This window comes from Micromonospora sp. NBC_00898, from assembly GCF_045207895.1.
Classification (GTDB): domain Bacteria; phylum Actinomycetota; class Actinomycetes; order Mycobacteriales; family Micromonosporaceae; genus Micromonospora.
The window spans coordinates 6,251,065-6,271,409 of sequence record NZ_CP108775.1 but is presented as its reverse complement, the minus strand read 5'-3'; the positions used below and the strand labels follow the sequence as shown (position 1 = coordinate 6,271,409).

The 20,345-nt window shown below is 75.4% G+C and carries 15 protein-coding genes and 2 pseudogenes; 8 read left to right on the top strand and 9 right to left on the bottom strand.

The window, feature by feature from the left end:
- Positions 1-38: 38 nt before the first annotated feature.
- Entirely contained in the window at positions 39-1,106 is a 1,068-nt protein-coding gene (locus OG799_RS30445; RefSeq protein WP_406039986.1) for a zinc-dependent metalloprotease, read from the bottom strand.
- 79 nt (positions 1,107-1,185) lie between these two features.
- On the bottom strand, positions 1,186-3,069 hold the full coding sequence (dacB, locus tag OG799_RS30440) for a D-alanyl-D-alanine carboxypeptidase/D-alanyl-D-alanine-endopeptidase (protein ID WP_406039984.1): 1,884 nt from the start codon (positions 3,067-3,069) through the stop codon (positions 1,186-1,188).
- 155 nt (positions 3,070-3,224) lie between these two features.
- On the opposite strand from dacB, the gene OG799_RS30435 reads away from it, so the two are divergent.
- Positions 3,225-3,728 (top strand): inorganic diphosphatase, encoded by a 504-nt coding sequence (locus OG799_RS30435; protein ID WP_406039982.1) that lies wholly within the window; start codon positions 3,225-3,227, stop codon positions 3,726-3,728.
- A 52-nt stretch (positions 3,729-3,780) separates the two neighbouring features.
- On the opposite strand, the pseudogene eccD reads toward OG799_RS30435, so the two are convergent.
- A pseudogene (gene eccD, locus OG799_RS30430) lies at positions 3,781-5,185 on the bottom strand (type VII secretion integral membrane protein EccD).
- Positions 5,186-5,284: 99 nt separating this feature from the next.
- On the opposite strand from eccD, the gene eccCa reads away from it, so the two are divergent.
- The 4 genes from eccCa (at position 5,285) to OG799_RS30410 (ending at position 12,316) form a co-directional block, all read left to right on the top strand.
- The gene (gene eccCa, locus OG799_RS30425) at positions 5,285-9,247 is read left to right on the top strand and encodes a type VII secretion protein EccCa (protein ID WP_406039980.1); all 3,963 of its coding nucleotides are present in this window, start codon (positions 5,285-5,287) and stop codon (positions 9,245-9,247) included.
- A 70-nt stretch (positions 9,248-9,317) separates the two neighbouring features.
- Complete coding sequence (gene mycP / locus OG799_RS30420) at positions 9,318-10,700, top strand: type VII secretion-associated serine protease mycosin (RefSeq protein ID WP_406039978.1); 1,383 nt, start codon at positions 9,318-9,320, stop codon at positions 10,698-10,700.
- 77 nt (positions 10,701-10,777) lie between these two features.
- A complete protein-coding gene (locus tag OG799_RS30415) occupies positions 10,778-11,563 on the top strand; it encodes a phosphatase PAP2 family protein (RefSeq protein WP_406039976.1) in 786 nt (261 codons plus the stop codon).
- 30 nt (positions 11,564-11,593) lie between these two features.
- Positions 11,594-12,316: a phosphatase PAP2 family protein gene (locus tag OG799_RS30410; protein WP_406039974.1), complete on the top strand. Its 723-nt coding sequence runs from the start codon at positions 11,594-11,596 to the stop codon at positions 12,314-12,316.
- 36 nt (positions 12,317-12,352) lie between these two features.
- Here OG799_RS30410 and OG799_RS30405 read toward each other — a convergent pair whose 3' ends face one another.
- From OG799_RS30405 to OG799_RS30380, 6 genes are all read right to left on the bottom strand, one after another.
- Positions 12,353-13,531, bottom strand: coding sequence for a MarP family serine protease (locus OG799_RS30405; RefSeq protein ID WP_406039972.1), 1,179 nt, complete (start codon positions 13,529-13,531; stop codon positions 12,353-12,355).
- A 63-nt stretch (positions 13,532-13,594) separates the two neighbouring features.
- Positions 13,595-14,287, bottom strand: a complete 693-nt coding sequence (locus OG799_RS30400) for an NUDIX hydrolase (protein ID WP_406039970.1) — start codon at positions 14,285-14,287, stop codon at positions 13,595-13,597.
- A gap of 55 nt (positions 14,288-14,342) precedes the next feature.
- On the bottom strand, positions 14,343-14,951 hold the full coding sequence (locus OG799_RS30395) for a TlpA family protein disulfide reductase (protein ID WP_406039968.1): 609 nt from the start codon (positions 14,949-14,951) through the stop codon (positions 14,343-14,345).
- The gene (gene nth, locus OG799_RS30390) at positions 14,948-15,727 is read right to left on the bottom strand and encodes an endonuclease III (RefSeq protein ID WP_406039966.1); all 780 of its coding nucleotides are present in this window, start codon (positions 15,725-15,727) and stop codon (positions 14,948-14,950) included. The genes OG799_RS30395 and nth overlap by 4 nt, the downstream gene beginning before the upstream one ends.
- Positions 15,728-15,782: 55 nt before the next feature.
- Positions 15,783-16,949 (bottom strand): CapA family protein, encoded by a 1,167-nt coding sequence (locus OG799_RS30385; protein WP_406039964.1) that lies wholly within the window; start codon positions 16,947-16,949, stop codon positions 15,783-15,785.
- An 89-nt stretch (positions 16,950-17,038) separates the two neighbouring features.
- Positions 17,039-17,701, bottom strand: a complete 663-nt coding sequence (locus OG799_RS30380; RefSeq protein WP_406039962.1) for an adenosylcobinamide amidohydrolase — start codon at positions 17,699-17,701, stop codon at positions 17,039-17,041.
- Positions 17,702-17,920: 219 nt separating this feature from the next.
- On the opposite strand from OG799_RS30380, the gene OG799_RS30375 reads away from it, so the two are divergent.
- The 3 genes and pseudogenes from OG799_RS30375 to OG799_RS30365 all read left to right on the top strand — a co-directional run.
- Positions 17,921-18,598, top strand: a complete 678-nt coding sequence (locus OG799_RS30375; protein ID WP_007466162.1) for a Crp/Fnr family transcriptional regulator — start codon at positions 17,921-17,923, stop codon at positions 18,596-18,598.
- A gap of 111 nt (positions 18,599-18,709) precedes the next feature.
- Positions 18,710-19,453, top strand: coding sequence for a metallophosphoesterase family protein (locus OG799_RS30370; RefSeq protein WP_406039960.1), 744 nt, complete (start codon positions 18,710-18,712; stop codon positions 19,451-19,453).
- A gap of 196 nt (positions 19,454-19,649) precedes the next feature.
- Positions 19,650-20,252: pseudogene (locus OG799_RS30365) on the top strand (TetR/AcrR family transcriptional regulator); the annotation flags it as partial.
- Positions 20,253-20,345 lie beyond the last annotated feature (93 nt).

Here is a 20,345-nt window from a genome sequence, read left to right as displayed (position 1 = left end):
CAAACCCGGCTCACTCCTCGCGCTCACGGATGGCCGGCTCAGCCGGCGGTCGGGGTCGTGGCGGCCGGCCCGTGCACCCGGGCCACCCAGGCGTCCGGGTCGCCCAACTCCTCCAGCCGGGGCAGGGTCAGCGGGGAGCCGAAGATCTTGTTGAAGCCCTCCATGCCGACCCGCTCGACCACGCCGTGGACGAACTTGCGGCCCTCGGCGTACTGGCGCATCTTGACCTCGATGCCGAGCAGCCGGCGGATCGCCTTCTCCAGCGGGTTGCCGGACTCCCGGCGCCGGTTGAACGCGGCGCGGATCTCCTCGACGCTCGGGATCACCTGCGGGCCGACGCCGTCCATCACGAACTCGGCGTGCCCTTCCAGCAGGGTCATCAGCGCGGTGAGCCGGTCGAGCACCGCCCGCTGGGCGGGGGTCTGCACGATGTCCAGCACGCTGGCCCGGCTCTCCGGGTCCTTCACCGCGTCGGAGAGGGTGGCCACGCCCCGCCGCAGCCGCTCCAGCAGGTGCTCGCCGCCCTGCGAGGCGTCGACGAACGCCTGCACCTCGCCGAGGAAGTACGCGCGCATCCACGGCACGGCGGTGAACTGGGTCCGGTGGGTCACCTCGTGCAGGCACACCCAGAGCCGGAAGTCCCGCGGGTCGGCCCCCAGCTTCCGTTCCACCTCGACGATGTTCGGCGCCACCAGCAGCAGTTGGCCGGGGTCGCCCGAGAAGACCTCGTACTGACCCAGGACCCGGCCGGAGAGGTAGGCCAGCACGCTGCCGGCCTGCACCCCGGTCAGCCGGGAGCCGATCGCCTCGGTCAGCGGCCCGGGGCGCTTGTCCCCGGAGAGCCGGTTCACCAGCGGGGTGATCACCTCACGCAGGCCGGCGATGTTGGCGGCCGCCCAGTCCCGGCGGTCCACCACCTGCACCGGCGGGTGGGCGACCTGCGAGCGCAGCCCGGTGTAGTCGGCGACGTGCCCGGCTGCCTCCCCGGTCAGGCGCCGCAGCTCGGCGACCACGTCGGTGGCCTCGGCGTACGACACCCGGGGGCCCGACTTGCCCAGCGCCCCCGCGGTCGCGGCGGCCAGATCCCAGTCCACGAACTGCGCCATGCACCCACCGTACCCGCGCCGGAACACCCCGGCCCGGGGTCGCGTTCGGCGATCGACGTCGGTCGCACCGCCGCCCAGCTCAGCGGCAGCCGCAGCCGGCCAGCGCCGAGGTGATCCGGTCGAGAGCCTGCCGGGTGCCGTCGGTGTCCGACGGCGTCCGGTCGGTCAGCACCGCGAAGGTCAGCAGCCGGCCGTCGGCGGTGGTGACCAGCCCGGCGATGGCGTTGACCCCGGTCAGCGTGCCGGTCTTGGCGCGAACCACGCCGGCCCCGGCCTTCGTCACCACCGCCTGGTAGCGGTCGTCGAGGGTGCCGGACCAGCCGCCGACCGGCAGACCGCCGAAGATCGCCGTCAGCTCGGGATGGCTGCCGTTGCCGGCGAGGGTGATCAGGTCGGTCAGCAGCGAGGGGCTGATCCGGTTGGTCCGGGAAAGGCCGCTGCCGTCGGCGAGACTGATCTCGTTGGCGGGCAGCCCCAGCTCGTCGATCACCTGATCGGTCGCGGCGGCGCCGCCCGGGAAGGAGGCCGGCTTGCCCTTGGCCAGCGCCACCTGCCGGGCCATGGTTTCCGCGATCACGTTGTCGCTGTCGCTGATCATGATGTCGACCAGCCGGATCAACGGCAGCGACTCGACCTTGCCCAGCTCGGTGCCGGGTGCCGGCGCCCCGGCCGCCGCGCTCGCCCCGGAAACGGCGGGAGCCTTGCCCCGCTTCACCTCGGCGGCGTCTCCGGAGAGCCCGAGCAGCCGGGCGAACTGCCGGCCGGCGGTCAGGTCCGGCTGGGGCACCCGCTCGGCGGCGTGGTTCGTCTCCTCGGCGGTCTTCCGGGCCGTCTCGGGATCCCGGCGGGCGCCGTCGGTCATCAGCGCGGTGATCGCCGCGCCGAAACCGCCGGTCGGAATGTCCGAATCCCAGCCCGGCTCGTACACCGGGCCGCTGAACAGGGACGAGTCGACGGTGACCCGGGTCGGCGCGGTGCCGCCCAACGCCTTGCGTACCTGCGCGGCCAGGTCGTCCAGCCGGGCCGCGCCCGGGTAGAAGCCGTTCTTGTCCATGGCGAGGGTCGGGTCGCCGCCGCCGACGATGACCACCTCGCCGGAGGTCGCGCCGGCCACCGCGCGGGTGGGGATCCGGTACCCGGGCCCCCGAGCGGCCAGCACGGTCACCGCGGTCGCCAGCTTGGTCACCGAGGCGGGCACCGTGGGCGCGTCCTGGCCGCTGCCGTAGAGCGCCTTGCCGGTGGTCACGTCGGCCACCGACACGTTGACCCGGTCGCCGAGGGCCGCGGCGCGGACCAGCGGGTCGAGCGCGGCGCGCACGCCGTCGTCGGACGGGATCGGGGCGTTGGCGTCCGGACCGGCGAGCACCGCCTTCGGGTCGGGCTCGGCGGGCCGCGCGTCGGCCGACGGCGCGGCGGTCCCGCTGCCCAGCCAGCCGGCCACCGGCCCGGGCCGCACCACGGCCAACCCGGCCGCGGCCAGCACGACCACCAGCACGACGCCGAGCACGGCCAGCGGCAGCTGCCGCCGGCGCCGGACCGGCGGGGGCTCGGGAGCGGCCGGCGGGGCGGCGCGGCCCACCGGGCCACCGCCCGGACCGTCCGGGTCGGGCCAGCGCGCCGGGCCACCGCCCGGGCCGGGCTGGTCCGTCCAGCGGGCCGCGCCACCGCCGTACGGGGCGGGGTCGGCCCGGCCGGCGAACTGCTCAGGGCGTGCCCGACCGACCGGGTCGGGGCCGTACGACCGGGGGTTGGCCCGACCGACCGGCTCGGGGCCGTACCGCTGCGGGGTGGCCCGGCCGACCGGCGCGGAGCCGGCGTCCGGGCGACGGCCGGGGTCGCCGGGGGTACGGGGGAACTGGGCGTCGGGGACCGGGACCCGCCCGGTGGCGCCCCCGGAACCGGGACCGCCGAACTTCCGCCCGTCAACCCCCTCCGGGCGGTAGTGTGAATCTTCCCTCCCCACGACCCCCTCCTCCCCCGTCGAAAAGCACCTTGGGTGACACTACTTCGGTCCGAACACTATGCGGCGGCCGGAGCCGGCGGGTGGGCATTCGCCCGTCCGGGAGCGGCGCCACTGGTTTCCGTTAGCCAGCGTGGGCAAACGAGGGAGCGTGGAAGATGGATTTCGACGTCACGGTTGAGATCCCGAAGGGTCACCGCAACAAGTACGAGGTCGACCACGCGACCGGCCGGATCCGGCTGGACCGCACCCTCTTCACGTCCACGCAGTACCCGGCCGACTACGGCTTCATCGAGGGCACCCTGGGCGAGGACGGCGACCCGCTGGACGCCCTCGTGCTGGTCCCCGAGCCCACCTTCCCGGGCTGCCTGATCCGCTGCCGCACCATCGGGATGTTCCGGATGACGGACGAGAAGGGCGGCGACGACAAGGTCCTCTGCGTGCCCTACGAGGACCCGCGCCAGGAGCACCTGCGCGACATCCACCACCTCGGCGAGTTCGACCGGCTGGAGATCCAGCACTTCTTCGAGGTGTACAAGGACCTCGAACCCGGCAAGTCGGTCGAGGGTGCCACCTGGGTGGGGCGGACCGAGGCGGAGGCCGAGATCGTCGCCTCGTACCAGCGCGCCAAGGATGCCGAGGAGCGTGGCGGCGCGCACTGATCCTCCGCACGCGTGACAGGCCCGGGTCGCTCGGCGACCCGGGCCTTCGCGTTCAGCCGAGCAGGCCGCGGGCCCGGTCGTAGAGGTCCAGCACCGCGCAGGCCACCGGCACCACGGAGACCACCAGCGCGGTGTCGGTGAGGTCGGCCAGCCGGCCGAGGTACGGGGAGACCGGCCGCCGGGCGTACGTGGTGCCGGCCGCCACCGCGACCAGGGCCAGGGCGAGCCCGCCGACGGTCAGCGCGAGCAGGGCGGCGGGGCCGGCCCGGCCGGCGAGCACCCCGCCGAGCACGGCGGACCCGGCCAGCCCGGCGGCGACCGTCGGCACCCGGTGCCGCACGGCGACGAAGAGCCGGGACCGCAGCAGCAGCACGGCCGACCCGACGGCGACCAGGAGCCGCTCGGGCACCCCGCCCGCCGCGGCGAGCACCGCCGCGGCGGCGACCGCGAGGACGGCGTGCCCGAGCAGCATCCCGGTCAGCATCTCCTCGGTACGGGCCACCGCCGCGTGGACCCGGCCCCGGTCCGGCAGGTCCCGGACCCCGGTGCCGTCCCCGCCCGGCGCGGCGGCCGGCAGGGTGATCGGCGCCAGCGGCAGCTTGCCCAGCCGGATGGCCAGCAGCGGCAGCGCGCCGAGCGTGAAGACCAGCGCGCAGAGCAGCACCGCAGCGGTGGCCGCCGGGGCGAGGAAGAGCCCGCCGAGCGCGGCGAGCCCGCCGACCGAGCCGACGGTCGCGCCGGCGGAGAAGACCCGGGATCGGGTGGCCACGCCGAGCAGGCCGAGCACCGACAGCAGCAGCAGCGCCACCGAGCCGGCCAGCAGCTCGGGGACGCCCAGCCAGCGCAGCGGCCCGAACGGGCCGACCGGGTCGCCGGAGGCTCACCGCGAGCGCGCCGGCCGCGGCGGCGTACGGCAGCGCGTACCCGCCGAGGGTGGCGCCGGCCGGGCCGTCCCCGTACGCCCGGGAGGCGGCCGTGCCGGCGAGGACGAGCAGCAGCGCCACGGCGGCGGCGACCGGGGCGCCGGTGCGCTGCCCGGGACCGCCGGCGAGCACGGCGAGCAGCCCGACGGCGAGCGGCACCGCCGCGCCGGCCAGCGCGGCGGTCCGGGTGGCGGCGGGCGACCAGGCACTGCCCCGGCGGCGGGCACCGTCGGCGATCGCCTCGACCACGTCGTCGTACTCCAGCTCGGGCCACTGCGCGCGGGCCGGCACCAGGTGCAGCACCTCGCCGTCGCGCACCCCCTGCGGCAGCAGCGCCTGCGCGGTCGCCAGCACCGCCCCGTCGGTACGCCGGAGCACCCAGCCGCCGTGCCGCTCCCCGTCGTCGGCCAGCCCCTCGCCGGCGTGCCGCAGCACCTCCGGCAGCAGCTCGGCCAGGGGGACCTGCTCCGGCAGGGCCACGTCCACCCGCCGCTGGGGAGCGCTGATGGTGACCCGCGCCAGGCCGATTGTCATCGACATATCTCCATATCGAGCGGGAACGGTGGCTGACGGACGACAGGACTTTACCTACGATGAGCCAGGCTCGGGTTACCGAGAGCCATGGGAGGCTCCGTGTCCACTGTCGTCATCAAGCGGCCGCCGCGGCGTCCCGCGCCGGAGATTCCGGTCGGTGAGCTGCCCGTGGAGGCGCCGCCGGAGATCCCCGTCGCCGCCGGCGGACGCTGGCAGCAGGCGCTGATGGTGCTGCCCATGCTCGGCGGCACCGTCGCGATGGCGATGATGTTCGGCCGGGGCGGCGGGGCCTACTCGTACGTGGTGGGCGGCATGTTCGGGCTCTCCTCGGTGGCCATGCTGGTCACCTCGTGGGGCAGCGCCGCCGGCACCCCGAAGAAGTCGGAGATGATGGCCGCCCGGCGGGAGTACCTGCGCCACCTGACCGCGCTGCGCCGCCGGGTCCGGCAGACCGCCGGGGCGCAGCGGGCCGGGCTCTACTACCGGCATCCCGACCCCGGCCGGCTCTGGTCCACGGTGGACAGCCACCGGGTCTGGGAACGGCGGCCGGGCGACCCCGACTTCGCGGTGGTCCGGGTGGGGGTCGGCCCGCAGACCCTGGCCACCCCGCTCGTCCCGCCGGTCACCCGGCCGCTGGAGGAGCTGGAACCGATGACCGCGGGCGCGCTGCGGCGCTTCCTCGACGCGTACTCGGTGGTGCCGGACCTGCCGGTGGCGCTCTCGCTGCGCAGCTTCACCCGGGTCTTCGTCCGCGGCCCCGCCGACGCGCGGGGGGCCGGCTCGCCGGCCGCGCAGGCCCTCGCCCGGGCGGTGCTCGCCCAGCTCGCCGTCTTCCACGCCCCCGACGAGCTGCTGATCGCGGTCTGCGCCGGCCCGGAACGGCGGGCGCTCTGGGACTGGGTCAAGTGGCTGCCGCACGCCCAGCACCCGGCCCGCACCGACGCGCTCGGCCCGGTCCGCCTGGTCACCAGCTCCGCCGCCGAGCTGGAACGGCTCCTCGACGACGTGCTGGCCAGCCGGTCCCGGTTCAGCCCGGCCGGGCCGGCCACCGACGGGCCGCACGTGGTGGTGGTGCTCGACGGCGGCGACCTGACCGGGGCCACCGACCTGGCCGGCGACGGCGGCATCGACGCGGTCACCGTGCTCGACCTGGACACCCCGCCGCCCCGGCTGCTCGACCGGTACGCCCTCCTGCTCGACCTGGCCGACGGCCGGCTGCGCTCGCACTCCGCCGAGGGGGCCGCCGAGGTCGGCGCCGCCGACGCGCTGGAACTCGCCGACGCGGAGGCGGTCGCCCGCCGGCTCGCCCCGCTGCGGCTCGCCGGCACCGTACGCGGGCCGGACGCCCCGCCCGGCGCCGAGCCGGGCCTGCCCGAGCTGCTCGGCCTCGGCGACCCGGGGAGCTTCACCGCCGAGCAGGGCTGGGCGCCCCGGCCGGCCCGGGACCGGCTGCGGGTGCCGATCGGGGTCAGCGCCGACGGCGGCGCCATCGAGTTGGACCTCAAGGAGTCGGCGCAGGACGGGATGGGCCCGCACGGCCTGCTCATCGGGGCCACCGGCTCCGGCAAGTCGGAGCTGCTCCGCACCCTGGTGCTCGGGCTGGCCGCCACGCACAGCTCCGAGCAGCTCAACTTCGTGCTGGTCGACTTCAAGGGCGGCGCGACCTTCGCCTCGTTCGACCGGCTGCCGCACACCGCCGCGGTGATCACCAACCTGGCCGACGCGCTGCCGCTGGTCGACCGGATGGTGGACGCGATCAACGGCGAGCTGGTCCGCCGGCAGGAGCTGCTGCGCCGGGCCGGCAACTTCGCCAGCCTCCGTGACTACGAGCGGGCCCGCGCGGCGGGCACCCCGCTCGCCCCGCTGCCGTCGCTGCTGCTGATCTGCGACGAGTTCTCCGAGCTGCTGTCGGCCAAGCCCGACTTCATCGACCTCTTCGTGCAGATCGGCCGGCTGGGCCGGTCCCTCGGCGTGCACCTGCTGCTGGCCAGCCAGCGGCTGGAGGAGGGGCGGCTGCGCGGGCTCGACACCCACCTGTCGTACCGGATCGGGTTGCGGACCTTCTCGGCGCTGGAGTCGCGGACGGTGCTCGGAGTACCCGACGCGCACGAGCTGCCCCGCTCCCCCGGCCACGGCTACCTGCGCGCCGGCACCGACCCCCTGATCCGTTTCAAGGCCGCGTACGTCTCCGGCGCGGTCCGCCGCCGGGGCGGCCCGGCGGGCGCGGCCGGGGCCGGCGCGCCCCGGCTGCTCGCCTTCTCCACCCACCTGGTGCCGGCGCCGGAGCCGGCCACCCCGGCCGCGCTGCCCGCCGCCGAGCAGGACGCCCCCACCGAGTCCCTGCTCGACCTGCTGGTCGGCCGGCTGGCCGGGCAGGGCCCGCCGGCCCACCAGGTGTGGCTGCCACCGCTGGACCATTCCCCGACCCTGGACGAGCTGCTCGGCCCGGTCGGCGCCGACCCGGCGCGCGGGCTCACCGTCGGCAATCCCGAGCTGCACGGCGCCCTCCAGGTGCCGGTGGCGATCGTCGACAAGCCGTACGAGCAGCGCCGGGACCTGTTCTGGCTGGCGTTGGACGGCGCCGCCGGGCACGTCGCGGTGGTCGGGCAGCCGCAGAGCGGCAAGTCCAGCCTGCTGCGCACCCTGATCTGCGCGCTGGCGCTCACCCACACCCCGGCCGAGGCCCAGGTCTACTGCCTCGACTTCGGCGGCGGTGCGCTCGGCGTGCTGCGCGACCTGCCGCACGTCGGCGGGGTGGCCGGCCGGTCCGACCCGACCGCGGTGCGCCGCACCGTCGGGGAGATCGCCGCCCTGGTGGCCGAGCGGGAACGCCGCTTCGCCGAGCTGGGCGTGGAGTCGATGGCGGCATGGCGCCGGCGGCGGGCGGCGGCGCGGGCCACCGGGCAGCCGGGGACCGACCCCTTCGGCGACGTGTTCCTCGTGGTGGACGGCTGGGGCACCCTGCGCAACGACTACGAGGACCTGGAGCCGCTGGTCACCGACCTGGCCACCCGCGGCCTGTCGTACGGCGTGCACGTGGTGGCGGCCTCCGTGCGCTGGACCGACTTCCGGCCGGCGATCCGCGACCTGTTCGGTTCCCGGCTCGAGCTGCGCCTCGGCGACCCGGCGGACTCGGCGGTGGTGAAGCGGGCGGTGGCGGCGAACGTGCCGGAGCAGGCCGGTCGGGGGATCACCGCGGAGGGGCTGCACTTCCTGGGCGCCCTGCCCCGGGTCGCCGGGCTGAGCGGGGAGACGGTGGACCTGGTGAAGGCGGTCGTCGACGCCTGGGCCGGGCCGGCCGCGCCCCGGATCCGGCTGCTCCCACCGGTGCTGCCGTACGCGGAGCTGGACCTCGCGGCGACCATCGGCCTGGCCTTCCCGGTCGGGGTGGCCGAGGCGGACCTGCGCCCGGTGGTGCTGGACTTCGCGACCGAGCCGCACTTCGTGGTCTTCGGCGACGCCGAGTGCGGCAAGTCGTCGTTCCTACGGGCGCTGGCCACCTCGATCATCACCCGGTTCGCCCCGGAGCAGGCCCGGGTGATCCTGGTGGACTACCGGCGCAGCCTGGTGGGCACGATCGAGACGCCGCACCTGATCGGGTACGGCACCGCCGCCCCGCACACCGCCGAGCTGATCGAGTCGGCGGCCGGCTACCTGCAGGGCCGCATCCCCGGGCCCGAGGTGACCCCGGCCCAGCTGCGCAGCCGGTCCTGGTGGTCGGGGCCGGAGCTGTTCGTGCTGGTGGACGACTACGACCTGGTGGCCGGCGGACCGAGCAACCCGCTGCGCGCCCTGGAGGAGCACCTGCCGCACGCCCGCGACGTCGGACTGCACCTGGTGCTGGCTCGCCGGTCCGGCGGCGCCGGCCGGACCCAGTTCGAGCCGATCATCCAGCGGTTGCGCGAGCTCTCCACGGCCGGCCTGGTGATGTCGGGCGGCCCGGAGGAGGGACCGCTCGTGGGTCAGGTGAAGGCGGGCCCGCTGCCCCCGGGCCGGGGCCGGCTGGTGACCCGCCGGGAGGGGGTCCGGTTGGTGCAACTGGCCCACCTGCCGCCGGCGTGATCGGAGTCACCGACTTGCACCGTGACGCACGGGAAACCCGGTAATCTCCGAGCAGCATGTTTCTGTCGCGATGAAATGGCTGGGGAATGTGACCAGGGATCGGCACGGAGCTCCGACCTCGACCCCGCATCTCGTCGGACGCACGCTGCTCGGGGTGGCGGCCACCGCCGCCGCGGTCGCCGGCCCGCTCGCCCCGCCGGCGCACGCCGCCCCGGCCCGTGCCGGCACCTCGACGGTCGCGACGTCCCGACAGGTCACCGCCCTGCCGACGGCCGGCCGGGCACCGGCGTGGCGCGTCCCCACGGACACCCGGGTCGACGAGGTCCGCGGGGAGCAGTGGCAGCTCGACGAGTTGCAGGCGAAGACCGCCTGGCGCAGCTCGACCGGCCGGGGCGTCATCGTCGCGGTGATCGACTCCGGGGTGGACGGTTCCCACCCGGACCTGGCCGGTCAGGTGCTGCCCGGCATCGACCTGGTCACCCCGGACGGCGCCGACGGGCCGGACCCGGTGGGGCACGGCACCACCGTCGCCGGCCTGATCGCCGGCCGCAACGACGACGACCGGGGTGTGGTCGGGCTGGCCCCGGACGCCAGGATCCTGCCGGTCCGGGTGCTCGACGACGAGAACCGGTACGACGACGCGATGATCGTCGCCAAGGGGGTGCGCTGGGCGGTCGACAACGGCGCCCGGGTGATCAACCTGTCCCTCGGTGGCAGCGGCGACAGCCCGGCCCTGGCCGCAGCCCTCGACTACGCCTTCGCCCGGGACGTCGTGGTGGTCGCCTGCACCGGCAACCTGGCCACCTCCACCACCCCCAAGGTCTGGTATCCGGCCCGCGAGCCCGGCGTGCTCGCCGTCGCCGGCCTGGAACGCAACACCCAGAACCTCTGGTCCGGCTCGGTCACCGGCCACGAGACCACGCTCACCGCCCCCGCGACGGCGCTCTTCGGGGCCCGTACCGGCGGCGCGTACTGGCGGGTGCAGGGCACCAGCTTCGCGTCCCCGCTGGTCGCCGCGACCGCCGCCCTGGTCCGGGCCCGCTTCCCGCAGATGTCCGCCGGGGACGTGATCAACCGGCTGATCACCACCGCGAAGGATCTGGGGCCCACCGGCCGCGACGACCGCTTCGGCTACGGCATGGTGGACCCGGTCGCCGCGCTGACCGCCGACGTGCCGGCGGTGGGGCGCAACCCGCTCGACGACAACGACTCCCCGGGCGTGGTGGGCTTCGGCGCGGCGCCCGGCGCCGGGCAGGGCGAGCGGGCCGCCGGGCGGGGCGCCGACCCGTTCAGCTTCACCGCGCCGAAGCAGCAGACCCGGTGGACGGCCCACCCGGCGGGCCAGCCGGACGAGTCCGCGCCGGAACGGCTCTGGACCGGCCTGGCCCTCTTCGTCGCCCTGGTCACCGGGGCCGCGATGATGGTCCGCCGGTTCCGCCAGTCACGGCGGTGACCTCGGCGCTGCCGGGTCTGACCGGGCCGTCGGCTGGGTAGTGCTGGGGCATGCGCGGGTCGGGCGAACACAGTCGGATGTCCACGGTCGAGCGGTCCTGGCGGACCCGTCGGTTGGATCCGGACCATTCGCTGGGTCTCCGGCTCACCCTGGCCGGCACCGCGGCGTTCCTGGTGCTGGTGCCGTTCGCCCTGCTGGCCCTGCTGGTGCTGGGGGCCTGGCCGCCGCTGTTCCGGCTGGACGCGTCGGTGACCGACGCGCTGCACGGGTACGCCGTCGCCCACCCGGCCTGGGTGCGGGTGATGAGCCTGTGGACCGACGTCTTCGCCCCCGGCCCGCTGCGGGCCGCCACCGCCGTCGTCGTCGGCTGGCTGCTGTTCCGCCGCGCGCGGCGGCTGGCCCTCTGGGCGGTCACCACGATGGTGGTGGGCGGGCTGCTCGGCGTGCTGCTCAAGCTGCTGGTCGGCCGGCACCGGCCGGACCTGCTCGATCCGGTGGCCCGCGCCGCGGGCTTCTCCTTCCCGTCCGGGCACGCGCTGAACGCCACCCTGGCCGCCGGGGTACTGCTGCTGGTCTTCCTGCCGTTCGCCCGAGACCGGCGGCCGCTGCGCTGGGCGCTGTGGCTCGCCGCAGTCGTGCTCGCGGTCGTCACCGGGCTCAGCCGGATCGCCCTCGGCGTGCACTGGAGCAGCGACGTGCTGGGCGGTTGGCTGCTCGGCGCCGCGGTGGTCGCGGCGACGTCGGCCGCGTTCCGCACCTGGCGCACCCGGACCGGTCGGCGGCCGACGCGTACCACCCGGGAGGGGGTCGAGCCGGAGCTGGCCGAGCCGGCGCCGGACGAGGCGCGCCGGGGGCACGCGTAGTTCCGTGTCCGATGGGGTAATGCGCGGCCCATGTCCAATGTCGCGGTCCAGGTGACCAAGCGCGTACTGCTGCCGCTGGCCCTGCTCTTCGCCGTCATGGTGGGGCTGGGTCTCCTGGTCACCCGGGTCCTCACCCGGACCTGGCCGTTCACCGTGGAGGACGCGGTCAACCGGGAGCTGGCGGCCGACCGTACCGCCGGCTGGAACAACGTCTCGCTGGTGTTCAGCACGCTCGCCAGCACCCAGCTGATCGTCGTGGTCACCGTGCTGGTGGCCCTGGTGCTGCGGCTGGTGCTGCACCGCTGGCGGGAGCCGCTCTTCCTCTGCGCCGCGGTGACCGCGCAGGCGCTGGTCTTCCTCTTCACCACCATGGCCATCGACCGGCGCCGGCCGGCCGTCGAGCACATGGACGTCTCGCCACCCACCTCCAGCTTCCCGTCCGGGCACACGTCCGCCGCCGTGGCGCTCTACGTCGGCATCGCGGTGCTGCTGGCGCTGCGGGCGAAGCGCACCCCCGCGAAGATCGCGTGGTGGACGCTGCTGGTCCTGGTGCCGGTCGGCGTCGCCCTCACCCGGATGTACCGGGGCATGCACCACCCCAGCGACGTGGTGGCGTCGTTCCTCAACGGCGGGACCTGCGTGGCGATCATGGCCCGGGCCGTGCTCGACCGGACGCTGACCTGGGGCCGGGCCAAGCTGCCACTGACCCGCTCGGGTGACGACGTGCCCGCCCCCGCCGCCGCGGGCGGCTGACCGGGCGTCCGTCGCGGTCGGGCGCCGCCGGTCGGCTCAGGTGCACTCGCCGGTGCCGACCCCGCGGGTACGCTCCGCGCCGGCCAGCGCCACCGGCCGCGCCTCCGCGGCGGTCACCGCGAAGCCGGTGTTCGGGTCGTCGGCCGCCGCCGCGAAGATCACCCCGAGCACCAGCCCGTTCGCCGAGACCAGCGGGCCCCCCGAGTTCCCGCTGCGGACCAACGCCCGGATGGTGTAGATCTCCCGGGTCACGTCCCCGGAGGAGTAGATGTCCGGCCCGGTGATCCGGTCCACCTCCCGCACCCGGGCCGGCCGGGCGTCGTACGGGCCGTCGAGGGGGAAGCCCAGCACGATCGCGTCCGCGCCGCTGCCGGCCTGCCCGGCGGCGAAACGCAGCGATGGGCCGGGCAGCCCGGGCACGTGCAGCACGGCCAGGTCCCGCTCCGGGTCGTAGGCGACCACCTCGCCGTCGTACCGCTCGCCACGCAGCTCGACCGCCACCGAGCGGGTGCCGGCCACCACGTGCGCGTTGGTCATCACCCGGTCGTCGGCGTACACGAAGCCGGAGCCCTCAATGCGGCGGGCGCAGCTCGGCGCGGAGCCGAGCACCTTGACCACCGCCCGCTGGCTGTTCGCCACCACCGTGGAGCCGGCGAGCGCCGGATCGGGCGGGGAGACCTGCCGGGCCCGGGTCGGCGCGAGGTCGCCGAAGACGTCCGGGAAGCCGTTGGTGTCGACCGTGTCCCGCAGCGCGGTGGAGAGTTCCTGGGCCTTGTCGGGCAGGATCCGGTCGATCACGGTGAGCAGCGCGCTGTTGCGGATCGAGGAGGCCACCGCGGGCACCGCGGAGGAGCCCAGCGGCACCGCGACCAGCCAGGCCACCAGCATGACGGCGACCAGCGACACGATCGCCCCGCCGATGTCGTCGAGCCGCTTCGCCACGTCGTTGGTGATCGTCTTGCGCAGGTGCGAGCCGAGCCATCCGGCGAGCGCCTGGCCGAGCACGGCGAGCCCGAAGATCGCGACCAGGGAGATCAGCACGCGGATCCCGCTGTCGACGAACTGCCGGGCGATCAGCGGGCCGACCTGGAGGCCGATCAGCGCGCCAAGGAAGAAGCCGGAGAGCGACAGCGCCCCGATGGCGAAGCCCTGGCGGTATCCGCTGACCGCGAACACGAGCATGAGCAGGAGCAGTACGAGATCCACGACGGACACGCGTCCAGGGTACGGGCAGCCGGCACGGAAGCGGCCCACCGCTCGCGCAACGTGACCGTCAGGTCAGCGGACCGGGCTCTCGTCGACCTCGTCGGTGCCGGCCGAGGGGGCCGGGGCGGCGGCGGTCGGCGGCAGTTCCACCACCCGGCCCCGCGGCCACGGGCGGGCCCAGCCGCCCATCTCCAGCAGCGTGGCCAGCACTCCGGCGGTGAACCCCCAGACCAGCATGCCCCGGGCCGAGAAGGCCGGGCCGATCCAGCCGCTCGGGTGGCGGACCCGCATCCGGTTCTCCGGGTCCACCAGCTCGGCGATCGGCAGCCGGGCGACGTGCGCGACCTCGGCCGGCTCCCGCGGGTGCACCGGGTGCGGCGCGTGCCACCAGGCGAGCACCGGGGTGACCACGAAGTCGCTGACCGGGATCCAGAGCTTCGGCAGCTCGGCCAGGACGGTGACGCTGGCCGGGTCGAGCCCGACCTCCTCGTTCGCCTCGCGCAGCGCGGTGGCGCTGGCGTCGGCGTCCTCCGGGTCGGCCGCGCCGCCCGGGAAGGCCGGCTGGCCGGCGTGGTTGCGCAGGGTGGCGGCGCGCTGGAGGACCAGGACGTCCGGGCCGCCGCCCGGCTCCTGGCCGAGCAGCACCAGCACGGCGCTCTCCCGGCCGCCGCTGGCCGGGGTGGCGAGCCGGGTGAAGTCCTCGGCGCGGGCGGTGCCGAGCCGGCCGAGCAGCGGATCGAGCCACGACGGCGGCTGCCGGTTCACCGTGCCACCTCTGTTCGCGACTGCGGGGCCCGCAGCACCGGCTCACTCCTCGCGCTCACGCGTCCACCGCCACGCCGAGGTGGGTGCGGACCAGCTCGGTGAGCCTGGCGTCGTCGAGCGCGCCGCTCGCGTCGGCGTACCGGACCCGACCGTCCGCGCCGACGAAGAGGGTCAGCGGGAAGGAGGTCCGGTTGAGCGCCCGCTCGAAGGCGTCCCCCTGGTCGACGAGCATCGGGAAGCGGACGCCGAAATCCTCGCCGATGGACTGCGCCCCGCTGCGGCTGTCGCGGCTGTTCACCCCGATCACCTGGAACCGGCCGGCGGCGCGTTCGCTGAGCCGCTGGAACGCGGGCAGCTCCTTACGGCACGGCGGGCACCAGGACGCCCAGACGTTGACCACGGCCGGGCCCCGCACCGCGCGCAGGTCCACCGGGGCGCCCCCGGTGAAGCAGTTGAGGGTCAGCTCGGGCAGCGGCTCACCCGGCCCGGTGGTGGGCGCGGGTGCGGCGGAGGCCGGCGCGGTGGTCAGCGCCGCACAGTCGGCGAACGGCGAGGGGCGCTCGGCGCGGGTGGCGGTCGGCGCGGCCGCCTGCTGGTCGGTGGCGGTGCAGCCGGCGACCGCCAGCAGCGCCGGGACGAGCAGGGCCGCGAGTCGGCGGTTCACGGCACCTCCGCCGCGACGGCCTGCTGCGGCACCAGCTCCGGGTCGATCCCGACGGCCGCCGCGAGGTCCCGGGCCCGGGGCCCCTTGAGCAGCTTGGCGGCCGCCGCCGGCTCGGTCGGCCCGGTCCCGTACGACGGGCAGAGCTTCGCCAGCGTGCAGGCGCCGCAGGCCGGCTTGCGGGCGTGGCAGACCCGCCGGCCGTGGAAGATGATCCGGTGCGACAGCATGGTCCAGTCGCGCTTCGGGTAGAGCGCCCCGATCGCGTGCTCGATCTTGACCGGGTCGGTCTCGGCGGTCAGCTTCCACCGCTGCACCAGCCGCTGGAAGTGGGTGTCGACGGTGATGCCGGGGACGCCGAAGGCGTTGCCGAGGATCACGTTGGCGGTCTTGCGGCCGATCCCGGGCAGGGTCACCAGGTCGGCCAGCTTGCCGGGGACCTCGCCGTCGTACCGCTCGCAGAGGGCGCGGCCGAGGTTGATCAGGGAGCTGGTCTTGTTGCGGTAGAAGCCGGTGGGCCGGATCAGTTCCTCCAGCTCGGCCCGGTCCGCCCCGGCGTAGTCGGCGGCGCTGCGGTAACGGGCGAAGAGCTTCGGGGTGACCTCGTTGACCTTCTTGTCGGTGCACTGCGCCGACAGGATGGTGGCGACGGCGAGCTCCAACGCGGTCGAGTGGTCGAGTTCACAGTGCGCGTCGGGGTGCGTCTCGGTGAGCACCCGGCCGATCCGCCGGGCGCGGCGCGTACGGCCGAGGTCGGTCTCGGGGGAACTGGTGGTCACGCCGGCCAGCCTACGTCGCGGGGGCGACGTCCCGGCGGGCCGACGCGGGCCCCGGTTACGGCGCGGTGATCCGCCCCGCGGTGTCGAGCCGCGCCCCGGTCGTCGGGAAGTCCGCCCGGCTCATCTCCCGGACCAGTCCGAGACCCTGCCGCCCGGAGTCGATCGACGGCCGACCCACGCCGCTCATGACGGTCGAGGTGAACGTCCCACCGGCGAAGCTGCCGTCCGGCTTCAGGGACACCTTCAGCACGCCGCCCCAGCCGAGCCGGCCGGCGCTGTTCAGCGACTTGCCGCCGCCGGCGAAGTTGCCCAGGCTGTACGCGATCAGCCGCCCCCGGTAGAACTCCATCCCGCGCAGCACGTGCGGGCCGTGCCCGACGACCAGGTCCGCCCCGGCGTCGACGACGGCGTGCGCGAAGCGGACCGGGTCGCCCCGGTTCTCGCCGAAGAACATCTCGGTGCCCGGCTTCACGTGGCTGCGGTCGGCGCCCTCGGCGCCCATGTGCACCTGCACCACGACCAGGTCGGCCATGGTGGCCGCCTTCGCCACCACCCGCTTGGCCGACTCGATGTCGACCAGGCTGTTGGACCAGACGTACGACGAGAAGCCGGCCACCGCGACCTTGACGCCCTTGACCTCGACCACGGTGATCTGGTCGGGCGCGCCGGTGTGCTCGAGGCCGTGCTCCTCCAGCGTCCGCTGGGTGTTCTGGTAGCCCTTGGGGCCGTAGTCGTACCCGTGGTTGTTGGCCTGGTTGAGCAGCTCGAAGCCGGCGTCGCGGAGGTGCGCCGCGTACTCCGGGGGCGCCCGGAACTGGTAGCAGTTCTTGGGCGTGGGCCCGCACTTGCCGGCGCCGGTGTCCTCGGTGAGCGGCTCCTCCAGGTTCCCCATCACCAGGTCGGCCTTGAGCGCGGCCTTGACCTGGTCGAAGAAGCCCTTGCCGCCGTTGGAGGGCAGCCGGGACGGGGCGTTGCCCATGATCACGTCGCCGGTCGCGGCGAGCGAGACGGCCGCGTCCGCCGGTCCGGGGTCCGCCGATCCGGCGGGGTCGGCCGGGACCGGCGAGCCGGTCGACCCGCCGCCGGTGCCCTGCTGCCAGACCGAGTGGGTACCGGCGTCGTCGGCACAGCCGGCGGCGAGGAGCGCGACGAGCAGTGCGCCGAGGGCGGCCGCCAGGCGGCGGCGACGCGGGCGGGACGCGGCGGAGGCGGGAGAGTACATCGCCCGCGACGCTACCGCGCGGCAAACGCTGCGACGAGGGCCGATCGGTCGGAAAACCGGGCCGCCCGACGCGCCGCCCGACACCAGGTTCACCCGGCCCGCCGGTCGGACCAGGGGACGACGGGGCCGGCCCCGCCGGCGAGCACGGCCGCGTGCACCGCCCGGGCCAGCGGGCCGCCCCACGCCGACCGGGGGCCGCCGTACGGGGCCGGCTCGCCGTCGGCCGGACAGAGCACGGTGACCGCGTCGGTGGGCGTGCCGGTGGCGGGCAGCCCCAGCTCCCAGATCGCCTGCGCCTTCGCCTCGGTGGCGGTGGCCACGGCGTTGACCAGCGCCGCGTCGCCGAGCCGGGCGGGGACGTATGCGACGATGTTGACCGTGCCGACCCGCTGCGCGGGCGGCGCCGGCGCGGGCGCGGCGGCCCAGACCGGGGTGCCGAGGCCGACGGTCGCCCAGACCCGCACGCCGGTGTCGGCCCGGGCCACCACCTCGGCGACGTCGACCCCGGTCAGCAGCCCGACCCCGGGCCCGGCCAGGCCGAGCCCGCCGGCCAGCTCGGCCAGGTGGGCGGCGGGGTCGTCCCGGTGGTACGACATCGGCACGGTCGCGTTGACGACCCACCGTCGTACGCCGATCCCGCCGCCCAGTGGGCTGGTGCCGACCGCCAGCAGCGGCTCGGCGGCCCGCCACACCAGCAGCGGGATGTCCCACCCGTCCTCGTGGCGGGTGGTCAGGAACGGCTCGCTCAGCACGCCATCGACCCTACGATCCAGGTGGGGAGGGGCGGCGGCCACCCGCACCGGGCGCGGGATCGTAGTCGTTGATCAGGTCGGGCACGTTACGTCCACCGATCAAGATTCCAGGGGTGCACCTCTGATTCGTGCTCACGTGCGCCTAGACTGGCGGCGCGCGAGGGGATCAGCGGACGGCGGACCCGGCCGACGGACGGCACGCGCTGGCGGAGGTGACCGATGGACGAGGTACTGGCCCGCAGCGGCATCTTCCAGGGTGTCGACCCGGAGGCTGCCGAGGCGCTCGCCAAGGAGATGGAGACGATCGAGGTCCGCAAGGGCGAGATCGTCTTCAACGAGGGCGAGCCCGGTGACAGTCTCTACATCCTGCTGTCCGGCAAGATCAAGGTCGGTCGTCGGGCGGCGGACGGCCGGCAGAACCTGATCGCGGTGATGGGCCCGTCGGACATGGTCGGCGAGCTGTCGCTGTTCGACCCGGGCCCGCGTACGGCCACGGCCACCGCGGTGACCGACACCCGGCTGGTGCGGCTGCGCAAGCAGGCGCTGCGGCCGTGGCTGAACAACCGGCCGGAGATCGCCGAGCAGCTGCTGCGGGTGCTGGCCCGGAGGCTGCGCCGGACGAACGACTCGTTGGCCGACCTGATCTTCACGGACGTGCCGGGGCGGGTCGCCAAGAACCTACTCCAGATGGCCGGCCGGTTCGGCACCCGCGACGGCGGCGTGCTGCGGGTGACCCACGACCTGACCCAGGAGGAGATCGCCCAGCTCGTCGGCGCCTCCCGGGAGACCGTCAACAAGGCGCTCGCCGACTTCGCCTCGCGCGGCTGGCTGCGGCTGGACGGCAAGAGCATCATCATCCTCGACCCGGAGCGCCTGGCCCGCCGCGCGCGGGTCTGACCCACACCCGGACATCGACGGGGACCGCCCTCCGGGCCGGTCCCCGTCGTCGTTTTCTGCCCGGCGCAGAACCCTCTCGACGGGCGGCGGCCGGACGGGCACGGTGGGCTGATGCTTGAACGTGTCGCCGTCCTCTCCGACATCCACGGTGCGCTGCCGGCGCTGGAGGCCGTCCTGGCCGAGCCGGACGTCGCCGCCGCCGACCTGATCGTGCTCACCGGTGACATCGCCACCGGCCCGCAGCCGGTCGAGGTGCTGGACCTGCTCGCCGCCCTCGGCGACCGGGCCTGCTGGGTGGGCGGCAACTGCGAGCGGGAGCTGGTCGAGGCCCGGTCCGGCCGGCCCTCCGCGCACGGCGTCGCGAACTGGGCGGCGGCGCAGCTCCGGGACGACCAGGTGGCCCGGCTGGCCGCGCTGCCGCTCACCGTCACCCTGCCGGTCGCCGGCCTCGGCGAGGTGCTGTTCTGCCACGCGACGCCCCGGGACGACGAGGAGATGGCGGTGGTCGACTCGCGGCCGGCCCGCTGGGCGGAGGTCTTCGCCGGGCTGCCGGCCGAGGTCGGCACGGTGGTCTGCGGGCACACCCACATGCCGTTCGTCCGGCTGGTCGACCGCCGGCTGGTGGTCAACGCGGGCAGCGTCGGGATGCCGTACGGCGGGGCGGGCGCCTGGTGGGTGCTGCTCGGCCCCGGGGTGCAGCTCCGCCGCACCGGGTACGACGTGGACGCCGCCTGCGCGCGGGTGGCGGCCGAGTCGGGCTTCCCGGACGCCGCCGAGTGGGCCGACGAGTACCTCCGTTCCCGGCACAGCGACCTCGATGCGCTCGCCGTCTTCGCCCCCGCCGACGGCCGCTGAGGCCGCCGGCTCCCGCGCCGGTCAGTCCGCTCAGGCGTGGGCGACCGACGGGCTGTCCTCGTAGACGTGATGCCGGGTGACGAGCCCGTTCGCCACGGTCAGGTGCAGGGCGAAGTGGCTCGGTACGACTTCCCGGTGACTGTCGCCTAAAAAAGTCAGTCTTGACTGTTTGTTTCATGCGCGGCACGCTGTCCCCGTGCCCGCCACATCGACCCGCGTCCCTCAACAGGAGCGCAGCCGCGCCACCCAGGCCCGGCTGCTGGAGGCGACCGTCGAGTGCCTGGTCGAGCACGGCTGGTCCGGCACCACCACCACCGTGGTGGCCGCCCGGGCCGGCGTCTCCCGCGGCGCCCAACTGCACCACTACCCCACCAAGGCCGCCCTGGTCACCGCCGCGGTGGCCCACCTCGCCGAACGGCGGGCGGCGGAGCTGCGCACCGAGGCGGACGTCCTGCCCGCCGGCCCGCAGCGGCTGGACCGGGTGATCGACCTGCTCGGCGCGGCCTTCACCGGGCCACTCTTCGTCGCCGCCCTCGAACTGTGGATGGCCGCCCGCACCGACGCCGAGCTGCGCGCCGCCCTGGTGCCGTTGGAGGCCCGGTTGGGCCGGGAGATGCACCGGCTCACCGTCGAACTGCTCGGGGTGGACGAACGTCGCCCCGGTGTCCGCGAGGCGGTGCAGGCCACCCTCGACCTGCTCCGCGGGCTCGGCGTGGCCAACCTCCTCAGCGACGACTCGCCCCGCCGCACCGCCCTGCTGCATACCTGGAAACGCCAGCTCGCCACCCTGCTCACCCCGAACGTCGCCACGGCGGACGCAGGTTCGCCGAGCCTCGACACCGCGGCCGCCGGCCTCCCGGAGACGGGCGGGCCGCGGCAGCCCACCGCGCCG